The organism is Alphaproteobacteria bacterium (assembly GCA_040220875.1).
GTDB lineage: Bacteria > Pseudomonadota > Alphaproteobacteria > JAVJVX01 > JAVJVX01 > JAVJVX01.
The window spans coordinates 280,518-297,852 of sequence record JAVJVX010000005.1; the positions used below are offsets into that span (position 1 = coordinate 280,518).

Here is a 17,335-nt window from a genome sequence, read left to right on the forward strand (position 1 = left end):
CTTGCACCCGGCTGCAGCCTGTAGGAAAATCGCGCCATGAAAAAGATACCCATGACCCCGGGCGGGCTGGAACGTCTGCGCCGGGAACTCGACCACCTGAAAAACACGGAACGCCACGAGATCATCAAGGCGATCGCGTCGGCGCGCGAGCACGGCGACCTTTCCGAAAACGCTGAATATCATGCCGCCCGAGAACGCCAGAGTTTCGTCGAGGGCCGCGTGGCGGAGCTCGAAGACGTCATCAGCCGGGCAGAAGTCATCGACGTCTCGAAACTCTCGGGCGAAACGGTGACCTTCGGCACGACTGTCGTCGTTTACGACGAGGACGCGGACAAGGAGGTGACCTACCAGATCGTCGGACCGCACGAGGCCGATGCGGGCCAGGGCCGACTGTCGGTCGATTCGCCCATCGCGAAGGCGCTGATCGGGCGATCCGTCGGTGATATTTCCGACGTCACCACGCCCGGCGGCAGCAAGAGCTACGAAGTCGTTTCCATCGAGATCACGCGCTAGCGGCGCCGGGACAAGCCAGCGGCGTGTCAGCCCTTTTCCGCCAGGACGGGAACACCCGGCTTGGCCTTCGACTGGCGAATGGTGAGCGCCGATTTGACATGGGCTACATTCTTCGCGGGGGTGAGCTTTTCAGTGATGAAGCGCTGATAGGCATCCCAGTCGGCCGCAACCACCTTCAGGATGAAATCGATCTCCCCCGCCAGCATGTAGCATTCCCGGACATTGGGCCATTGGCCGACCATCTCCTCAAAGGCCACGAGATCGGACTCCGCCTGGCTGTCGAGGCCGACCAGCGCGAAGACTGTCACACCAAAGCCCAAAAGCTCGGGATTAATGTCGGCATGAAACCCGCGGACGAATCCTTCCCGCGCCAGCGCCCGGACCCGTCGGAGGCAGGGGGGCGGCGAGATTCCGGCTCTCTTGGCCAGATCCACGTTGGTGATGCGCCCGTTTTCCTGCAACTCGTGCAACAGCCGACGGTCGATCCGGTCAAGGCGCACCTTGCCCTTTTTGCCGCTTTTGTCTGGATTCCCCGGCGATTTGCGGACAGGCGCAGGGCGCGTCTCGGGCTTGGGCATGAGATCCTTTCCGGACGATGTGATTTCCGTCCACCGCGAAATAATATTACCCAAAACGCCCGCCGGAAAGCGCTATCGTGACGCGGGGAGAAGAGCCGATGCCGAAAACCTGCTGGATTTTGAGCGAAGGCCTCGCCGGCACCGAGAACCAGTGCGTCGGCCTGGCTGAACGCCTGGGCCTCCCCGTGACCGTCAAACGTCTCGCCATCGCCGCACCCTGGCGCCACCTGCCGCTTTTTCTCTGGCCCAATCCATTGACGCTGCTCGCACACGCGTCCGATCCCCTGAGCCCGCCCTGGCCCGACCTGATCATCGCGGCCGGACGCAAAATGGCGCCCGTCGCCCTGGCGCTTCGGGCAAAGGCGGCCAAAGAGGCCGGCACGCCACCCTTTACCGTCTTCATCCAGACGCCGCCGGTGGCGCCGCACCATTTCGATGTTGTGATCGCGCCGGCGCACGACCGGCTCAAGGGAAGGAATGTGATCCGGACGCGCGGCGCACTTACCCGCGTCACCGATGAGAAGCTCGCTCGCGAGGCGGCCGGTTTCGCTCTCAGCGAGACCGGGAAACGCCTCGCGGAATTGCCGGCGCCGCGCGTCGCCGTGCTGGTGGGTGGCCCCAACCGGCGCCATAAAATGACGCCCGACGCCATGGCCGCGCTCGGCACCCGGTTGCGCGATGCCGCCAGCCGCCAGAGGGCCAGTCTGCTCGTCACCACCTCGCGCCGGACGGGACCGCTGAATGTCGCCGCCCTGGCCGATGCGCTCGCGGGATTTGGCAATCTGATTTTCTGGGATGGCACCAGGCAAGGCGACGACGCGGCCGGGCGCGGTCCCAATCCCTATTTTGCCTTTCTCGCGGCGGCCGATGTCATCGTCGTGACCCCGGATTCGGTTTCCATGGCCTCGGAAGCGGTCGCGACCGGCAAGCCGGTCTATGTGGCCGATTTGCCCGGCGGATCGACGAAATTCGAGCGGTTTCACCAAAGCCTCGCCGCTGCCGGTGCCACCCGGCCGTTCCTCGGCAGCTTCCAGCGCTGGGACTATCCGCGGTTCGACGATACGGCCGAAGCGGCGCAGCGGGTGCGGGAAATGGCCGGGCTCTGACGCCCTTCGGGGAAAGAAGCGCGGAAATATTTTGACCGCGGCGCCCCCGCATGCCCTGAATCACTCTCCGCAGACGCAACCGCCACCAGCCCGGAAGGAGAGCCCCATGCCGACCCCGCATCTGCCCCGAGTCCCCCGCAAGGCCATGCCCGCCCATCTGCAAAAGCTCTGGGACGTCGGCATGGAACGCACGGGCGAGGCCACCGTAATCGAGGTCTTTGCCAATGCGCCCGAGTTGCTGGACTGGTATTTCGACGATTTCTACCAGGGGATCTTCTACAAGGGACGTGTCGATGTGCGATCCAAGGAGATCCTGCGCCTCAAGCTGTCGAAGCAGCACGGATGTTTCTTCTGCAACCGCAATAACACAGTGGATTGTCTCGCCGCCGGTATCACACAAGAACAGATAGATTCGATCCAGGACCCGTCGCCCGCAATATTCAGCGACAAGGATCTCGCCATTATCGAGTTGGCCGATCAGATGATGCTGCAGAACATGTCGGGCGAGCTGACAGGCGATCTTTACAATCAACTACGCGCCCATTTCGACGACGCGCAGATCGTCGAGCTGGGCTTCGTCTCCGCCATCCTTACCGGCGTCGCCAAATGGATCTTCGTCTACGACATGGTGACCCGGGAGGAAACCTGCCCGGTCTCCCGCGCCCCCGCGCCCGAAAAATCCTCGGCGCCGGCCCGCGCCTGACCCGCCCCGGAGCGGGCTTGTCGGGCCGGCATCGAGGGCTTATCAAAGTGACGATGGGCCCGGCCAGTTCGAGGCCCGTGCGCGAACCGCCACCGAGAGAGAACCAGCCCATGAGCGATCCCCTCCATTCCAAGGTCCTGATCATTGGCAGCGGCCCGGCCGGCTATACGGCGGCCATCTACACCGCCCGCGCGGCACTCAAGCCGCGCCTCGTCGCCGGGATGCAGCCGGGCGGTCAGATGACGATCACCACCGATGTGGAGAACTATCCCGGTTTCGCCGAGGTCATACAGGGCCCCTGGCTGATGGACCAGATGAAAGCCCAGGCCGAGCATGTCGGGACCGAGATGATAAGCGACCTGATTACGGAGGTGGATTTCACCGGGCGCCCGTTTCGCGCCACCGGGGACAGTGGGCGGATCTACAGTGCCGATTCGGTCATCATCGCCACCGGCGCCCAGGCGAAATGGCTGGGGGTGAAGGGTGAAGACCGGTTCATGGGTTTTGGCGTCTCGGCCTGCGCCACCTGCGACGGATTTTTCTTCCGCGAGCGCGAGGTGCTCGTGGTGGGCGGCGGCAACACGGCGGTCGAGGAAGCCCTCTACCTCACCAATCACGCCGCGAAAGTGACGGTCATCCATCGCCGGGACAGCTTCCGGGCCGAAAAGATTTTACAGGAACGGCTGCTCAAGAACCCTAAGATCACCGTCATCTGGGATACGGTCCTCGAGGAGATCACGGGCGAGGACAACCCGCCCGGCGTCACGGCCGCCCTCCTGAAAAACGTCAAGACCGGCGAAGTCCGGGAACTGAAAGTGGATGGCGTCTTCGTCGCCATCGGCCACAAGCCGTCGACCGACGTTTTCCTCGGCAAGGTGGCGATGGATGGCGACGGATATATCAAAACAGCGCCCGACAGCACGGCGACCGACATCCCGGGCGTGTTCGCGGCCGGCGACGTGAAGGACAAGATCTATCGCCAGGCGGTCACGGCGGCAGGGATGGGCTGCATGGCGGCGCTCGAGGCGGAGAAATTCATCGCCGAACGCGAGGATGCCCGCGAGGCGGCCGAATAGGGCTCCGGCCGCTCACAGCGGCCGGGTTACCTGAACAGGGCCTCCCCTTCGACCCCTTTATAGAGTTCGGCAACGAACGCGCCGTAGCCATTGTAAAGCTGCGTCGGTACCCGCCTGTCAGTGCCCAGGACGCGCTCGGTCGCCTGGCTCCAGCGCGGATGGGCCACTTCCGGGTTCACATTGGCCCAGAATCCGTACTCCTTGGGCTGGATCGCCTGCCACATGGAGACGGGACGCTTGTCCGTGAAGGTGAAGCGCACGATCGATTTGATCGATTTAAAGCCATATTTCCACGGCACCGCCAGACGCAGCGGCGCACCGTTCTGCTTGGGAACCGGCTTGCCATAGAGACCGGTGACGAGGAAGGCGAGCTCGTTGGTCGCTTCGGCCATTGTGAGCCCCTCGGTATAAGGCCAGGGATACCAGGGCTCGCGCTGGCCGGGCGCGATAGCCGGGTCGTGAAACGTCTGCATCGCGACATATCTGGCCGATCCCAGCGGCCGGGCCAGCGCCACCAGGTCCCGGAAAGGGAATCCTGACCACGGCACCACCATGGACCATGCCTCGACGCACCGATGGCGGTAAACGCGCTCCTCGAGTGTCATTCTGGACAGCAACTCGTCGATGCCGATCTCGAAGGGTTTTTCCACCAGCCCGTCGATGGCCACCGTCCAGGGACGGATCTCGAGCGCCTCGGCGGCCCGATAGATGCGCTTGTGGGAACCGAATTCGTAAAAATTATTGTATTGGGTGGCGTAGCTGGCCGGTGTGACCTCGCGGCTGTACTCGTAGCGCATGTTGCGGGCGACGGGGTAGAGCTTGGCCGACGGATCCGCCGCCCAGGCCGGGCCCGGCCGGAGCGCGGTGGCGAGGCCTGTGCCGGCCCCGGCCAGCAGAGGCACGGCCGCCATCGCCTTGAGCAGGCGGCGCCGGTCGAGATAGACGCCTTCCGGTGTCACCTCGGCTTCGGGCAGGTTCCAGGGACGCGTTTTTCGGATCAGCATGGCCGGCTCCTCCAGGCAAAGCCTTACGCCGGATCGGGCCGTTCCACAATTCACAGCCCGTTGAGGGCGCGCCGCGGATGACCCGGGACGGAAGCTGCGCCAGCGAGCGACCGCCTCAGCCGAGCCGGCTGACCGCGTCGGCAATCCGCTCGAGTGCGGCCTCGAGCGCCTCGGTCGAGGTCGCATAGGAAATCCGGAAAAACGGCGACAGGCCGAACGCTTCGCCCGGAACCACCGCGACACCGACGGAATCGAGGAAATATCCCGCGAGTTCGGTATCGGTGCGGATCGTCACCCCGTCAGGTGTGGTGCGGCCGATCAGGCCGGCGCAGGACGGGTAGACGTAGAACGCCCCCTCAGGCGTGGCGCAGCGAATGCCGTCTATCTTGTTCAGCCCGGCCACCACCAGATCGCGGCGCGTTTTGAAGACCTCGTTGCGTTCGGCGATGAAGTCCTGCGGGCCATCAAGCGCCTCGACCGAGGCCGCCTGGCTGATCGAGGACGCGTGCGTCGTGCTCTGGGACTGCACCGTTACCATCGCCTTGATCAGTTCCAGCGGGCCGCCGGCATAGCCGATCCGCCAGCCCGTCATGGCGTAGGCCTTGGAAACGCCGTTGACCGTCAGCGTGCGGTCGTACAGGGCGGGCTCGACCTGGGCCGGCGTGACGAATTCGAAATCGTCATAGACGAGATGCTCGTACATGTCGTCCGACATCACCCAGACATGCGGATGGCGGACCAGCACCTCGGTCAGCGCCTTCATCTCGTCGCGCGTATAGGCCGCGCCGCTCGGATTCGAGGGCGAGTTCAGGATCAGCCATTTGGTCTTGTCGGTAATCGCCTGCTCGAGATCGGCCGCCGTCATCTTGAAATTGGTTTTCTCGTTGCACGCAACCGGCACGGGCGTGCCCTCGCACATCAGCACCATATCGGGATAAGATACCCAGTAAGGCGCGGGGATGATCACTTCATCCCCTGGGTCCAGGCTGGCGAGAAGCCCGTTGTAGAGGACCTGCTTGCCGCCGGTACCGACAATGATCTGCTTGGGATCGTAATCGAGTTCGTTATCGCGCTTGAATTTGCGCGCGATCGCCTCGCGCAGGGCCAGAGTACCGGGCGCGGGGGTATATTTCGTCTGTCCCTCGCGGATGGCCTTGATGGCCGCTTCCTTGATGTTGTCAGGCGTGTCGAAATCGGGCTCGCCGGCGCCGAGGCCGACGATGTCCCGGCCTTCTGCCTTGAGTTCCAGCACCTTGGCGGTCAGGGCATTGGTCGCCGAGGGTTTGATCAGGCCGAGCCGCTTGGCCAGGATGGGCATGGGACACACTCCGGAAGTTGGAACCTGCAGAAAATCGCGCCGGCCCGGCCATGAGCCCTGTTGCCACCGGCCGCGGCCCGGCGCCGGCAACCTAATCCCGGGCCCGGAACGACGCAAGGGCCGAACCCACCGGGGCAGGCGCGCCGGACGGGGCCTCGGGGTCCGATTTGCGGTTGGAAAATGACCCTGCGCGGCCCTAGATTGAGAGATATGACCCGCACCACAGTCGCCACGATCGACCGCCCGGCCGCCGATACCAGCCGGCCTTTCGAGCTTTCGTCCGAATTCGCCCCTGCCGGCGACCAGCCCGAGGCGATCGCCGAGCTGGCCCGCGGACTGGCAGCGGGCGAGCGCGACCAGGTGCTGCTGGGAGTCACCGGCTCGGGCAAGACCTTCACGATCGCCCACGTGATCGAGCGCCTGCAGCGCCCCAGCCTCGTTCTCGCGCCCAACAAGACATTGGCGGCCCAGCTTTACGGCGAGATGAAATCGTTTTTTCCCAATAACGCGGTCGAATATTTCGTCTCCTATTACGACTATTACCAGCCCGAGGCCTATGTGCCGCGCACCGACACCTATGTGGAGAAGGAAGCGCAGATCAACGAGGAAATCGATCGGCTGCGCCACGCGGCGACCCGCGCCCTTTTCGAGCGGCGCGATGTCATCATCGTCGCCTCGGTCAGTTGCATCTATGGCATCGGCGCCCCCGAGACCTATGCCGAGATGACGATAAACCTGGAGACAGGCATGGCCATGGATCAGCGCGAGCTGATGCGCCGCCTGGTGGAGCTGCAATATCGCCGGAACGACCAGAACTTTCACCGCGGCACGTTTCGGGTGCGGGGCGACACGCTGGAAATTTATCCCGCCCACTATGAAGATCGTGCCTGGCGTCTGTCGTTCTTTGGCGAGGAAATCGAGACCATTACGGAATTCGATCCGCTGACCGGAGAGAAGACAGCGAACCTGGCCCAGATCAGGATATACGCCAACAGCCATTACGTGACAGGCCATCCGACCCTGCAGCAGGCGGTAAAAAAAATCAAAGTTGAGCTCAAAGATCGGCTGGCGGTGCTGCGCGCGGAGGACAAGCTGCTCGAGGCCCAGCGGCTGGAACAGCGCACCACTTTCGATCTCGAAATGATGGAAGCGACGGGCAGTTGCGCGGGGATCGAAAATTACTCGCGCTATCTGACCGGCCGCCCGCCGGGCCACCCGCCCCCCACCCTCTTCGAATACCTGCCCGAGGACGCCATGCTGTTCGTTGACGAAAGCCACGTCACGGTGCCGCAGCTGGGCGGCATGTATCGGGGGGACTTCCGGCGCAAATCGACACTCGCCGATTACGGTTTTCGCCTGCCGTCCTGCGTCGATAACCGCCCCCTCAAATTCGAGGAATGGGAAGTCATGCGGCCGCAGACGGTCTACGTTTCGGCCACACCGAGCGACTGGGAGCTGGAGCAGACAGGCGGCGCGTTCGCCGAGCAGGTGGTCCGTCCCACCGGCCTCACGGACCCGATCACGATCGTCCGGCCAACCGAAACCCAGGTGGATGACCTTTTGAATGAATGCCGCCAGTGCATCGAGAAGGGCCAACGCGTTCTGGTCACCACGCTGACCAAGCGAATGGCGGAAGATCTCACGGAATACATGCACGAGGCGGGGATCAAGGTGCGCTATGTCCATTCGGACGTGGAAACGCTGGAACGCATCGAGATCATCCGTGACCTGCGGGTGGGGGTGTTCGATGTGCTGGTGGGGATCAACCTGCTGCGCGAGGGGCTGGACATTCCGGAATGCGCGCTCGTCGCGATTCTGGATGCCGACAAGGCCGGCTATCTGCGCTCACGTACCTCGCTGATCCAGACCATCGGCCGGGCGGCGCGCCATGCCGAGGGCAGGGCGATCCTCTATGCCGACGAGGAGACCGAAGCGCTGAAAGAAGCGCTGGAGGAAACCCGGCGCCGGCGCGAGAAGCAGATGGCCTATAACGAGGCGCATGGCATCACGCCCGAATCCGTCCGCAAGAATATCGGCGATATTCTTGACAGCGTGTTTGAGCGCGATCATGTCACCGTGCGCACGGGTGATGACGAGGTCCTGCATCTTCTGGGCAAGGATCTCGACGATTATGTGGCGGATCTGGAAAAGCGCATGCAGGCCGCGGCGGCCGATCTGGAATTCGAGGAAGCGGCCCGCCTCAGGGACGAGATCCACCGCGTGCGCGGGGCGGAGCTGGAAATCGGTCATCCCGCGCGGGACGTGCGGGCGCGTGGCCGGGCGCGGCGGGCCAGGACATCGCCCAAGGCCGGCGGCCGGCAACGGGGCAGCAAGAGAGGCGTGGACGGCGCGCCGCGGCGGCGGGCCGGAAGCTAGGATATCCCGCTTCAGGGCGTATCCTCCATCCGCTCCCCGCGAAACGTGCTGACCGCTTTCTGCGCCACGTCATCCGCCACGCCGCAGGACGTCATCACGGTTTCGGCCAGCCGCAAACTTGCCTCGAAGGTTTCGGGCACGCTGTCCGTCGCGCCGACCGCCATCAGCCGCCGGCTGTGGAAACGGTCGCGCGCGCGGGTGAAGATCGCCAGCTTCGGGAATCGCCAGCGCAGCATTGCGACAAAACGTTCGAGCGTATGGGTCCGGTCAAGGGTGACGACGATCGCCCGCGCCCGCTCGGCACCCACCGCGCGCAGCACATCGGGGCGCATGGCGTCCCCGAAATAGACCGGCTGGCCCCGTTGCCGGGCGAGGCGGACGTCGGAGGCGTCCACGTCAAGGGCAATGACCGGGATTTTCTGATCCGCCAGCAACTGCGTCACGGTGTGACCCACCCGGCCGAACCCGGCGACGATGACGTGATCCGAGAGATCGGCCGTCTCGGTTTCGAGATCGTCGAGGCCGGGTTCCAGCCGCCGGTCGAGATCCCCGCCGAGGCGCTGGCCGAGCTGATCGAGAAATGGCGTCACGGCCATGGTGGCGGCGATCGTGAGGATCGCGAACTGGGCGACCGGACCCGGCAGGACGCCGAGCGACAGGGCGAGGCCAAAAAGGATAAAGCCGAATTCGCCGGCCTGCGACAGGGTGAAGCCGAGACGCATGGCGAGGCCGCCGGTAACGCCCGTCAGCCGGGCAAGCACGAAGATCAGCGCGGCCTTGACGGCCAGCAGCGTGAGAATGCCGAGCACAAAGATCAGCGGTTCCGCCAGGGCGGGGCCGGGATCGACGCGCATGCCGACACTGACAAAGAACACGGCCATGAGAATCCCGCGCACGGGCTCCACGTCGGCCTCGATACTGTGGCGGTATTCGGTGTCCGCCAGCAGCACGCCCGCGAGAAAGGCGCCCAGGATCATGGACAACCCGACCGCGTCGGCCAGCCAGCTCACACCGAGGACAATCACAAGTGTGGCCGCGATCATGACTTCCGTACTGCGGCCCTGCGCCACCACGCGCAGCACCCGGGGCACCAGCAAGCGGCCCGCCAGCACGATTGCGAGCAGCGCGGCGGCGGCGGCGGCGAGGTCGACCCAGAGATTGGCCGACATCGCGCCATCACCGCCGACCATCTGGACGGCGATCACGAACGGCACCACGGCGAGGTCCTGCACCAGCAGAATGGCGATCGCGATACGCCCGAAGCGCAGGAAAATCTCGCCCCGCTCGGACAGCATCAGCGCGACCAGCGCGGTCGAGGACAGGCAGAAGCCTGCGCCCAGGATCAACGCCGTCACCGGATCGGTGCCGATCAGCCAAAGCCCGGCGGCAATCACACCGAGCGTCACGAAAATCTGCAGCAGGCCAAGCGCCAGCACAGCCGGCGGGATCGTTCGCAACCGGGTGAGCGACAATTCGAGGCCGACCGCGAATAACAGGAACACCACCCCAAGCTCGGCCAGCCAGTGAATGACATGACTGTCCTGCACCAGGGCGAAACCGTAGGGGCCGATGGCGAGCCCGGCCGCCAGATACCCCAGAATCGGGGCGAGGTTGAGCCGGCGGGCCACCGGCACCACGAAGGCAATGGCCGCCAGGAAAATGATGACTTGAAGGAGGGCGTGATCGGCGGACATGACTGCTCGAGACGTGACAACGGGAGCCGGAGTTTCCGACGCCCACTCGCGCAAAGCAAGCACGGGTGGCCGCCTATGGCCCTTGCCCGGCTTGCGTGCTACACCGGGCGCCGAACGAGATCACGCCACGAAAACGGGCGCATGAATTCAGTCTCCACGCGCCTTCCCTCGTCCGGGGCCACGCCCGAACGCCTCGCCGCTGCCACACGCTCGGAGCCGGTCGGCCGACCATGAACGATTTTTTCCTTCCCGCGCTGATGACCGCCGGCGGCCTCGCCCTTCTGGTCGCCAGCGGCGAATACCTCGTCAAGGGAGCCGTCAATCTTGCCCGCCAGCTCAATGTCTCACCCGCCTTCATCGGGCTGACCGTCGTCGCGTTCGGAACATCCGCGCCCGAGCTTTTCGTCAGCGTCGATGCCGCGCTCTCGGGGGTGCCGGGGCTCGCGGTCGGCAACGTGGTCGGGTCCAATATCGCCAATATCCTGCTCATTCTGGGCCTTACGGCGCTGGTCTACCCGATCCGCCATGATCGCCGCACCCTGCGCCGTGACAGCCTCGCGCTCCTCGGCGCCGTGTTCCTCCTTCTCGCGCTCGGCGCCAGGGGCGACGTTCCGACGCTTGCCGGCGTCGCGATGGTGGCGCTGATCACCGCCTATCTCGCCTATTCCTACTTGCGCGATGCGCGCGACGACGAAATCAGCCGTCATCTTCATGAGGAGGAAGCGGCCGAGATCAGGCCGATGCCGGGCGGCCTGCCTGCCATCCTGGCTGCGGTTGTTTTGGGCCTGATCGGCCTCTTTCTCGGCGCCCGGCTGCTCGTCACCGGCGCGAGCGACATGGCCCGGTTTTTCGGCGTTTCGGATGCGGTTATCGGCCTGACCGTCGTCGCGGTGGGCACCTCCCTGCCCGAACTGGCCGCCAGTGCGGTGGCGGCCCGGCGCAAGCAGGCCGATGTGGCCCTCGCCAATGTTCTCGGCTCCAATCTGATGAATATTCTCCTGATCCTCGGCCTGGCCGGCGCCGTCGCCCCCTTGCCGATCGACCCGAAATTCATGGCCATCGATCTGTGGGTCCTGCTCGGGGCGACGGTTGTGTTGCTGGCGGTCATGGATACCAAAAATGGCATTACCCGCCTGACGGGTTGTGCCTTTCTGGCGACATATGCTGTCTACATCATGGGACAGTTTCTCGATCTGTTCCCGTCGGGCCGGTCCGGGTTGTGACACAAGAATCACAAGACCGGCGGATGTACGTGATAGGTTCTCACCAACACTGACCGGCCCGTTGAAGGCTTAAACGTTAACGGCGAACCCCCTACGGCGACGATGACCTCATCCGATACTTCCAGCGCCAGCCAGGGCGCACCTGACTTTCCCCTGCCCCGGCGCGCCCTGGTAACCGGGGCGGCCCGGCGCCTTGGCCGGGAAATCGCGCTCACCCTCGCGCGCGCCGGCTGGGATGTGGCGATCCATTTTCACAAGGCTGCCGCAGAAGCCGCCGGGCTGGCGGAGGAGATCGCCGGCCTTGGCCGGCGCGCTGCGGTATTGCAGGCGGATCTGAGCGATCCGGCGCAATGCGCCCGGCTTGTGCCGGATGCCGGGCACGAACTGGGTCCGCTCGGTTGTCTCGTCAACAACGCCTCGCTCTTCGCCTGGGATACGCCGGCCGATCTCGACCGCGAAATGTGGAACGCCCATCTGGAGACGAATCTGAGCGCGCCGGTTTTCCTGACCCAGGCCTTCGCCCGCCAGCTCGGCCCCGAGGCGGGCGGTGCCGTCATCAACATGCTGGATCAGCGCGTCTGGAACCTGACGCCCTATTTCACCTCCTATACCGCGAGCAAGGCGGCGCTTTGGGCCATGACCCAAAGTCTGGCCCTGGCGCTGGCGCCCCGCATCCGCGTGAACGGGATCGGGCCGGGCCCGACCCTGCCGAGTGCCCGGCAAAGCACCGACGATTTCGAGCGCCAGTGGCGCAAAGTGCCCCTCGAACGCCCGACGGACCCGGCCGAGATCGGGCGGGCCGTCCGCTTCATCCTCGAGACCCCGTCGATGACAGGGCAAATGATCGCGCTCGATGGTGGCCAGCACCTGGGCTGGCGCCAGCCCATCGGGCCCACGCCGGAAGAGTAAGTGCCGGGCCGGGGCGCGGTTTCGGCCGAAATACGCCAGAAATGGGACGATTCATGAAAGTTGTGCACAAGCTGTCGCAAAATGCGAAAACCTGACTGCCCGACGCAGCCAAATTTAACCCTTTGATTTGGATCACGGGCTTGCGAAATAATCATCCTTATATTCCAATGACTTGGTTTTTGTGCCCAAAAAATATGCAAAGCTTCACGAAAGCTTTACACCTGCGGCAGACAAGCCCGCGGAAGCGGTTCAATCAACAACCTTATCCACATATTTCGTGGATATGTCCGGACGGTGACGGAATTCCTCCGTTTTTGACCGAGACCTGACGCTAAACTCACCTTTGCCCGACCGTTCGAGCCTGAGCCGGATCCCATGCCACGCGCCCAACGCCCCGACCGGATCACCAACCCGCCCGAGCAATCGGCCGACCGCTCATCGGAGGAAAGCCGGTCGGCGCGCCGCGGCATATCCGGTACCCCAACGACGGCCGCGAGCCTGGCGAGCGGAATCGCGGTGATCCGCGACCAGTTGCGGCTGCTGCCGCGCCAGCCGGGCGTCTATCGCATGGTGGATGAGCGGGGCGAAATTCTTTACGTCGGCAAGGCGCGCAGTCTGAAGAACCGGGTCGCCAGCTACACCCGGCCCGACGGACTGACCGTGCGTCTCCGGCGTATGGTCGCCGCGACCCGGAAGCTCGAGGTCATCACGACCCAGACCGAGGCCGAGGCGCTGCTGCTGGAAGCGAACCTGATCAAGCGCTTTCTGCCGCCATTCAACGTGCTGCTGCGTGATGACAAATCCTTTCCCTACATCCTGATCTCCACGGATCACGACTGGCCGCAACTGACCAAACACCGGGGCGCCAAGCGCCGCGAGGGCCATTATTTCGGTCCCTTCGCGTCGGCCAGTGCGGTCAACCACACCCTGGCCACGCTGGAGCGCGCGTTTTTGCTGCGCTCGTGTAATGACACCGTGTTTGCCTCGCGCAAACGCCCCTGCCTCCTCTACCAGGTCAAACGGTGTGCCGCGCCCTGCGTCGACCGCATCGACCAGGGCGATTACGCGGTGCTGGTGCGCGAGGCACGTGACTTTCTGCAGGGGCGCAACCAGGATATCCAGCAACGCCTCGCGGCGCGCATGCAGGCAGCGAGCGATGCCCAGAATTTCGAGGAGGCGGCGGTCTACCGCGACCGGATACGCGCGCTGTCGCAGATTCAGGCCCGCCAGACGATCAACGTGCCGGGGCTGGACGATGCCGATGTGATCGCCGCGCACAGCGCTGGCGGCCAGGCCTGCGTGCAGGTCTTTTTCTTCCGCGGCGGGCACAATTACGGCAACCGCGCCTATTACCCGAGCCACACCAAGGATGTCGATCTGACGGAGGTGCTGGGCGCCTTTATCGGCCAGTTTTACGCGGCGCGCCCGGCGCCCAGGCTGGTATTGCTCAGCCACCAGGTGGAAAACCAGTCGGTCATCGCGGATGCGCTGTCGCTGAAGATGGAGCGCCGCGTGCGGATCCGCGCGCCCAAGGCCGGCGCGTTCCGCAAGCCGGTCACTCACGCCCTGAAAAACGCGCGCGACGCCCTGGCCCGGCGCCTGTCCGAGAGCGCCAGCCAGCGCCGGCTTCTCGAGGGTGTCGCCGAAGTCTTCGCCCTCGACGGGCCGCCCACGCGGATCGAGGTTTATGACAACAGCCACGTGCAGGGGACCCATGCCGTGGGCGCGATGATTGTGGCGGGGCCGGACGGATTCCTTAAAAACGCCTACCGCAAGTTCGACATCAAGACGGCGGGGAAGCGCGGAGAACCCAATGCACCGGGCCGGATCACGCCAGGCGACGATTACGGCATGATGCGCGAGGTGCTGACCCGGCGCTTTTCCCGTGCCCAGAAGGAAGACCCGGACCGCACCCGCGGGCAGTGGCCAGATCTGGTGCTGATCGACGGGGGCAAGGGGCAGTTGAACGTGGCGGAGGAGGTTCTGGATGAGTTGGGCATCGACGACGTGCCGCTCGTTGCCATCGCCAAGGGGCCGGAGCGCGACGCCGGGCGCGAGTCCTTTCATCGGCCGGGCAGAGCACCCGTTAGCTTGCCGGAGCGCGACCCGGTCCTCTATTTTCTGCAGCGATTGCGGGACGAGGCGCATCGTTTTGCCATAGGTGCCCATCGCGGCAAACGCAGCAGTGCCATCGGCCGTTCGCTGCTGGACGAGGTCCCCGGTATCGGCCCCCGACGCAAGCGGGCGCTGCTGCATCATTTCGGCTCGGCGCGCAATGTGGCCAATGCCGGGCTGGTCGATCTGGAAGCGGCGGAGGGCATCAGCAAATCGGTGGCGCAAAAGATTTACGATCACTTTCATAGCGAGGCATAGGACTTTCCGACTAGACTGGCGGGTACCGTCAAGACCCGCCCGAACCCGGCTCCGTAGCGCCAGACAGAGTTGCCGATCATGATCACGAGCCTTCCCAATCTCCTGACTTTGTCGCGGATCGCGGCGATTCCTGTGATCATCGCCCTTCTGTTTCTGGACGGACACACCGCGCGCTGGATCGCGCTTGCCGTCTACATCACCGCCGGCGTCACGGATTTTTTCGATGGCTATATCGCGCGCAGCCAGCAGGCGGTCTCGGCGCTGGGCCGGTTTCTCGACCCCATCGCCGACAAGCTGATGGTGATCTCGGTTCTGTTCATGCTGGTGGCCAAGAGCGGGATCACGGGCTGGGTCATCCTGCCTGCCCTTGTGATCGTCTGCCGCGAGGTGCTGGTCTCGGGGTTGCGCGAATATCTGGCGGAACTGCGGGTGAGCGTGCCGGTCAGCCAACTCGCCAAATGGAAAACCGCGATCCAGATGACCGCGATCGGGATCCTGATCGTGGGCGAGGCGGCGGCCTGGCTGCTGCCGGCACAGCTTATCGGCGAAATCGGGCTCTGGGTTGCGGCAGCGCTGACGCTTCTGACCGGCTATGATTACATGCGCGTCGGACTTCGGCACATGACGCAGGGCTAAGCGATGAAGGTTCTGGGCCTGGCGGGCTGGAGCGGCAGCGGAAAAACCACCCTGCTCGGGACGCTCATCCCCGCCCTGAAGGCGCGGGGACTTTCCGTATCCACGATCAAGCACGCCCATCGGCACTTCGAAATCGATCATCCCGGCAAGGACAGTTTCGCCCATCGCGAGGCCGGGGCGGGCGAGGTGCTGATCGCCTCGGGCGGGCGCTGGGCGCTGATGCACGAACCGGACCCGGCGGCCTGCCCGGCCGGTGAACCAGGGCTCGGCGATCTCCTGGAAAAGCTGTCGCCCGTCGACCTCGTTCTCCTCGAAGGATTTCGCGGGCCGGCTCACCACCACCCCAAGATCGAGGTGCACCGCCAGGCGAACGGCAAGCCGTTCCTGTTTCCCGATGACCCCCGTATCGAGGCGCTGGTCTCCGACGGGCCGCCGCCTGACTGCGCCCTCCCGATCTTTGACCCCGACGATCCGGCCCCGCTGGCGGATTTCATCTGCGCCCGTTTCGGCGTCGATCACGGGGCACGGCCCGGACGGATATAGGCAGAAATGGCACAGGGGCCCGATGATCGGAACGCGGCAACGGACGGGCTCCTGCGCCTGGAGACGGCGCACGCCCAGTTGCGGGACTGGCTGAGCGCAAGGGCGCCCATCGCCGGCTCAACGGAGTGTCCCCTCGCGGCCTGCCGTGGCCGGTTTCTCGCCACCGATCTTGTCGCCCGCCGCGACGTGCCGCCCCATGACAACGCCGCCGTCGACGGCTATGCGGTTCACTTTGCCGATCTGGCGCCGGATGGCCCGACCACCCTGCCGGTTGCGGGGCGCGCGGCGGCCGGCCATCCTTTCGGCGACACGCCGCCACCCCGAACGGCGATCCGCATCTTTACAGGCGCGCCCCTGCCGCCGGGTCTGGACACAGTCTTTGCCGAGGAAACCTGCCATGCGACGGGCGGCACCGTGACCCTGCCAGCGCCTGGCGCACCCGGGGCCAATTGCCGGGCGCGGGGCGAGGACGTGCGCAAGGGCGAGATCCTGCTGACTCAGGGCCGCCGCCTGCGCCCGCAGGAGATCGGTCTCGCCGCGGGAAACGGGCTGAGCGCGCTGCCGGTCTATCGCCGATTGCGCGCTGCGATCTTCTCCACCGGGGACGAGGTCACCGCCCCCGGCGGCGATCTTCGTCCGGGAGCGATCTATGACAGCAACCGCCCGATGCTGCACGCTCTTCTCGAAAGCAACGGTCTCGAGGTCAGCGATCTCGGCATCGTGGCCGACGAGCAGTCGGCACTCGGGAACGCGATCGACCGCGCGCTCGAAGACCATGACGTGATCCTCTCGTCAGGCGGCATGTCCACGGGCGAAGAGGATCACGTGCGCCGGGCAGTGGCGGAGCGCGGCCGGATCCTGTTCTGGCGCCTCGCGATCCGGCCCGGCCGGCCGGTCGCATTTGGCGAGATCAGGGATGGCGACCGGATGGTGCCGTTTATCGGCCTGCCGGGCAATCCGGTCGCGGCCATGGTGACTTTTCTGCACCTGGCGGCCCCCGTGCTGGCGCGGCTCGGCGGCGGGCAGCCGGAACCGCCACTGCGCATTCCGGTGCGCGCCGATTTTGCCTACCGGAAAAAACCCGGCCGGCGGGAATGGCTGCGCGTACATGTCGGCCCCGACCGGTCGGGCGCACCCGGAGCCCGTCTTTATCCCGAAAGCGGCTCGGGCATTCTCTCCTCGCTCGTCTTCGCCAACGGGCTCGTCGAGCTGGCGGAGGAAAGCGCCGGCGTTGAGCCGGGCGAGATGGTCGATTTCCTGCCCTTCCCCGAGACAGGATAGGT

The 17,335-nt window shown here is 65.1% G+C and carries 15 protein-coding genes; 11 read left to right on the forward strand and 4 right to left on the reverse strand.

The features are described 5' to 3' along the window. Positions 1-36 precede the first annotated feature (36 nt). The gene (gene greA / locus RLQ26_03585; GenBank protein ID MEQ9087802.1) at positions 37-513 is read left to right on the forward strand and encodes a transcription elongation factor GreA; all 477 of its coding nucleotides are present in this window, start codon (positions 37-39) and stop codon (positions 511-513) included. 26 nt (positions 514-539) lie between these two features. Here the strand turns inward: greA and RLQ26_03590 are convergent, their stop codons facing one another. Further along, positions 540-1,091 (reverse strand): Lrp/AsnC family transcriptional regulator, encoded by a 552-nt coding sequence (locus RLQ26_03590; protein MEQ9087803.1) that lies wholly within the window; start codon positions 1,089-1,091, stop codon positions 540-542. Between the two features lie 98 nt (positions 1,092-1,189). Here RLQ26_03590 and RLQ26_03595 point away from each other — a divergent pair, with 98 nt between their 5' ends. The 3 genes from RLQ26_03595 (at position 1,190) to trxB (ending at position 3,976) form a co-directional block, all read left to right on the forward strand. Beyond that, positions 1,190-2,197, forward strand: coding sequence for a mitochondrial fission ELM1 family protein (locus RLQ26_03595; GenBank protein ID MEQ9087804.1), 1,008 nt, complete (start codon positions 1,190-1,192; stop codon positions 2,195-2,197). 106 nt (positions 2,198-2,303) lie between these two features. Next, the gene (locus RLQ26_03600) at positions 2,304-2,900 is read left to right on the forward strand and encodes a carboxymuconolactone decarboxylase family protein (protein ID MEQ9087805.1); all 597 of its coding nucleotides are present in this window, start codon (positions 2,304-2,306) and stop codon (positions 2,898-2,900) included. Positions 2,901-3,010: 110 nt separating this feature from the next. Then, positions 3,011-3,976, forward strand: coding sequence for a thioredoxin-disulfide reductase (gene trxB, locus RLQ26_03605; protein ID MEQ9087806.1), 966 nt, complete (start codon positions 3,011-3,013; stop codon positions 3,974-3,976). Positions 3,977-4,002: 26 nt separating this feature from the next. Here the strand turns inward: trxB and msrP are convergent, their stop codons facing one another. Both msrP and RLQ26_03615 read right to left on the reverse strand, forming a co-directional pair. Next, positions 4,003-4,980 carry a protein-methionine-sulfoxide reductase catalytic subunit MsrP gene (msrP, locus tag RLQ26_03610; GenBank protein ID MEQ9087807.1) on the reverse strand — a complete coding sequence of 326 codons (978 nt, stop codon included), beginning with the start codon at positions 4,978-4,980 and terminating at the stop codon, positions 4,003-4,005. 115 nt (positions 4,981-5,095) lie between these two features. Beyond that, on the reverse strand, positions 5,096-6,298 hold the full coding sequence (locus RLQ26_03615; protein MEQ9087808.1) for a pyridoxal phosphate-dependent aminotransferase: 1,203 nt from the start codon (positions 6,296-6,298) through the stop codon (positions 5,096-5,098). Between the two features lie 210 nt (positions 6,299-6,508). On the opposite strand from RLQ26_03615, the gene uvrB reads away from it, so the two are divergent. Further along, positions 6,509-8,674 (forward strand): excinuclease ABC subunit UvrB, encoded by a 2,166-nt coding sequence (gene uvrB / locus RLQ26_03620; GenBank protein MEQ9087809.1) that lies wholly within the window; start codon positions 6,509-6,511, stop codon positions 8,672-8,674. Between the two features lie 11 nt (positions 8,675-8,685). Here uvrB and RLQ26_03625 read toward each other — a convergent pair whose 3' ends face one another. Then, positions 8,686-10,368, reverse strand: a complete 1,683-nt coding sequence (locus RLQ26_03625) for a cation:proton antiporter (GenBank protein ID MEQ9087810.1) — start codon at positions 10,366-10,368, stop codon at positions 8,686-8,688. Positions 10,369-10,598: 230 nt separating this feature from the next. Here RLQ26_03625 and RLQ26_03630 point away from each other — a divergent pair, with 230 nt between their 5' ends. The 6 genes from RLQ26_03630 (at position 10,599) to RLQ26_03655 (ending at position 17,333) form a co-directional block, all read left to right on the forward strand. Next, positions 10,599-11,591: a calcium/sodium antiporter gene (locus RLQ26_03630; GenBank protein MEQ9087811.1), complete on the forward strand. Its 993-nt coding sequence runs from the start codon at positions 10,599-10,601 to the stop codon at positions 11,589-11,591. Positions 11,592-11,693: 102 nt separating this feature from the next. Then, positions 11,694-12,500 (forward strand): SDR family oxidoreductase, encoded by an 807-nt coding sequence (locus RLQ26_03635; GenBank protein ID MEQ9087812.1) that lies wholly within the window; start codon positions 11,694-11,696, stop codon positions 12,498-12,500. 468 nt (positions 12,501-12,968) lie between these two features. Further along, positions 12,969-14,873: an excinuclease ABC subunit UvrC gene (uvrC, locus tag RLQ26_03640; protein MEQ9087813.1), complete on the forward strand. Its 1,905-nt coding sequence runs from the start codon at positions 12,969-12,971 to the stop codon at positions 14,871-14,873. Positions 14,874-14,951: 78 nt separating this feature from the next. After that, positions 14,952-15,509 carry a CDP-diacylglycerol--glycerol-3-phosphate 3-phosphatidyltransferase gene (pgsA, locus tag RLQ26_03645; protein MEQ9087814.1) on the forward strand — a complete coding sequence of 186 codons (558 nt, stop codon included), beginning with the start codon at positions 14,952-14,954 and terminating at the stop codon, positions 15,507-15,509. A 3-nt stretch (positions 15,510-15,512) separates the two neighbouring features. After that, the gene (gene mobB, locus RLQ26_03650) at positions 15,513-16,052 is read left to right on the forward strand and encodes a molybdopterin-guanine dinucleotide biosynthesis protein B (GenBank protein MEQ9087815.1); all 540 of its coding nucleotides are present in this window, start codon (positions 15,513-15,515) and stop codon (positions 16,050-16,052) included. Positions 16,053-16,058: 6 nt separating this feature from the next. Then, complete coding sequence (locus tag RLQ26_03655; protein ID MEQ9087816.1) at positions 16,059-17,333, forward strand: molybdopterin molybdotransferase MoeA; 1,275 nt, start codon at positions 16,059-16,061, stop codon at positions 17,331-17,333. The last annotated feature ends 2 nt before the right edge of the window (positions 17,334-17,335 follow it).

Excerpts from the sequence above, each read along its gene's own strand:
- greA (MEQ9087802.1), top strand. The coding sequence starts at position 37 with ATGAAAAAGATACCCATGACCCCGGGCGGGCTGGAACGTCTGCGCCGG.
- RLQ26_03590 (MEQ9087803.1), bottom strand. The coding sequence starts at position 1,091 with ATGCCCAAGCCCGAGACGCGCCCTGCGCCTGTCCGCAAATCGCCGGGG.
- RLQ26_03595 (MEQ9087804.1), top strand. The coding sequence starts at position 1,190 with ATGCCGAAAACCTGCTGGATTTTGAGCGAAGGCCTCGCCGGCACCGAG.
- RLQ26_03600 (MEQ9087805.1), top strand. The coding sequence starts at position 2,304 with ATGCCGACCCCGCATCTGCCCCGAGTCCCCCGCAAGGCCATGCCCGCC.
- trxB (MEQ9087806.1), top strand. The coding sequence starts at position 3,011 with ATGAGCGATCCCCTCCATTCCAAGGTCCTGATCATTGGCAGCGGCCCG.
- msrP (MEQ9087807.1), bottom strand. The coding sequence starts at position 4,980 with ATGCTGATCCGAAAAACGCGTCCCTGGAACCTGCCCGAAGCCGAGGTG.
- RLQ26_03615 (MEQ9087808.1), bottom strand. The coding sequence starts at position 6,298 with ATGCCCATCCTGGCCAAGCGGCTCGGCCTGATCAAACCCTCGGCGACC.
- uvrB (MEQ9087809.1), top strand. The coding sequence starts at position 6,509 with ATGACCCGCACCACAGTCGCCACGATCGACCGCCCGGCCGCCGATACC.
- RLQ26_03625 (MEQ9087810.1), bottom strand. The coding sequence starts at position 10,368 with ATGTCCGCCGATCACGCCCTCCTTCAAGTCATCATTTTCCTGGCGGCC.
- RLQ26_03630 (MEQ9087811.1), top strand. The coding sequence starts at position 10,599 with ATGAACGATTTTTTCCTTCCCGCGCTGATGACCGCCGGCGGCCTCGCC.
- RLQ26_03635 (MEQ9087812.1), top strand. The coding sequence starts at position 11,694 with ATGACCTCATCCGATACTTCCAGCGCCAGCCAGGGCGCACCTGACTTT.
- pgsA (MEQ9087814.1), top strand. The coding sequence starts at position 14,952 with ATGATCACGAGCCTTCCCAATCTCCTGACTTTGTCGCGGATCGCGGCG.
- mobB (MEQ9087815.1), top strand. The coding sequence starts at position 15,513 with ATGAAGGTTCTGGGCCTGGCGGGCTGGAGCGGCAGCGGAAAAACCACC.
- RLQ26_03655 (MEQ9087816.1), top strand. The coding sequence starts at position 16,059 with ATGGCACAGGGGCCCGATGATCGGAACGCGGCAACGGACGGGCTCCTG.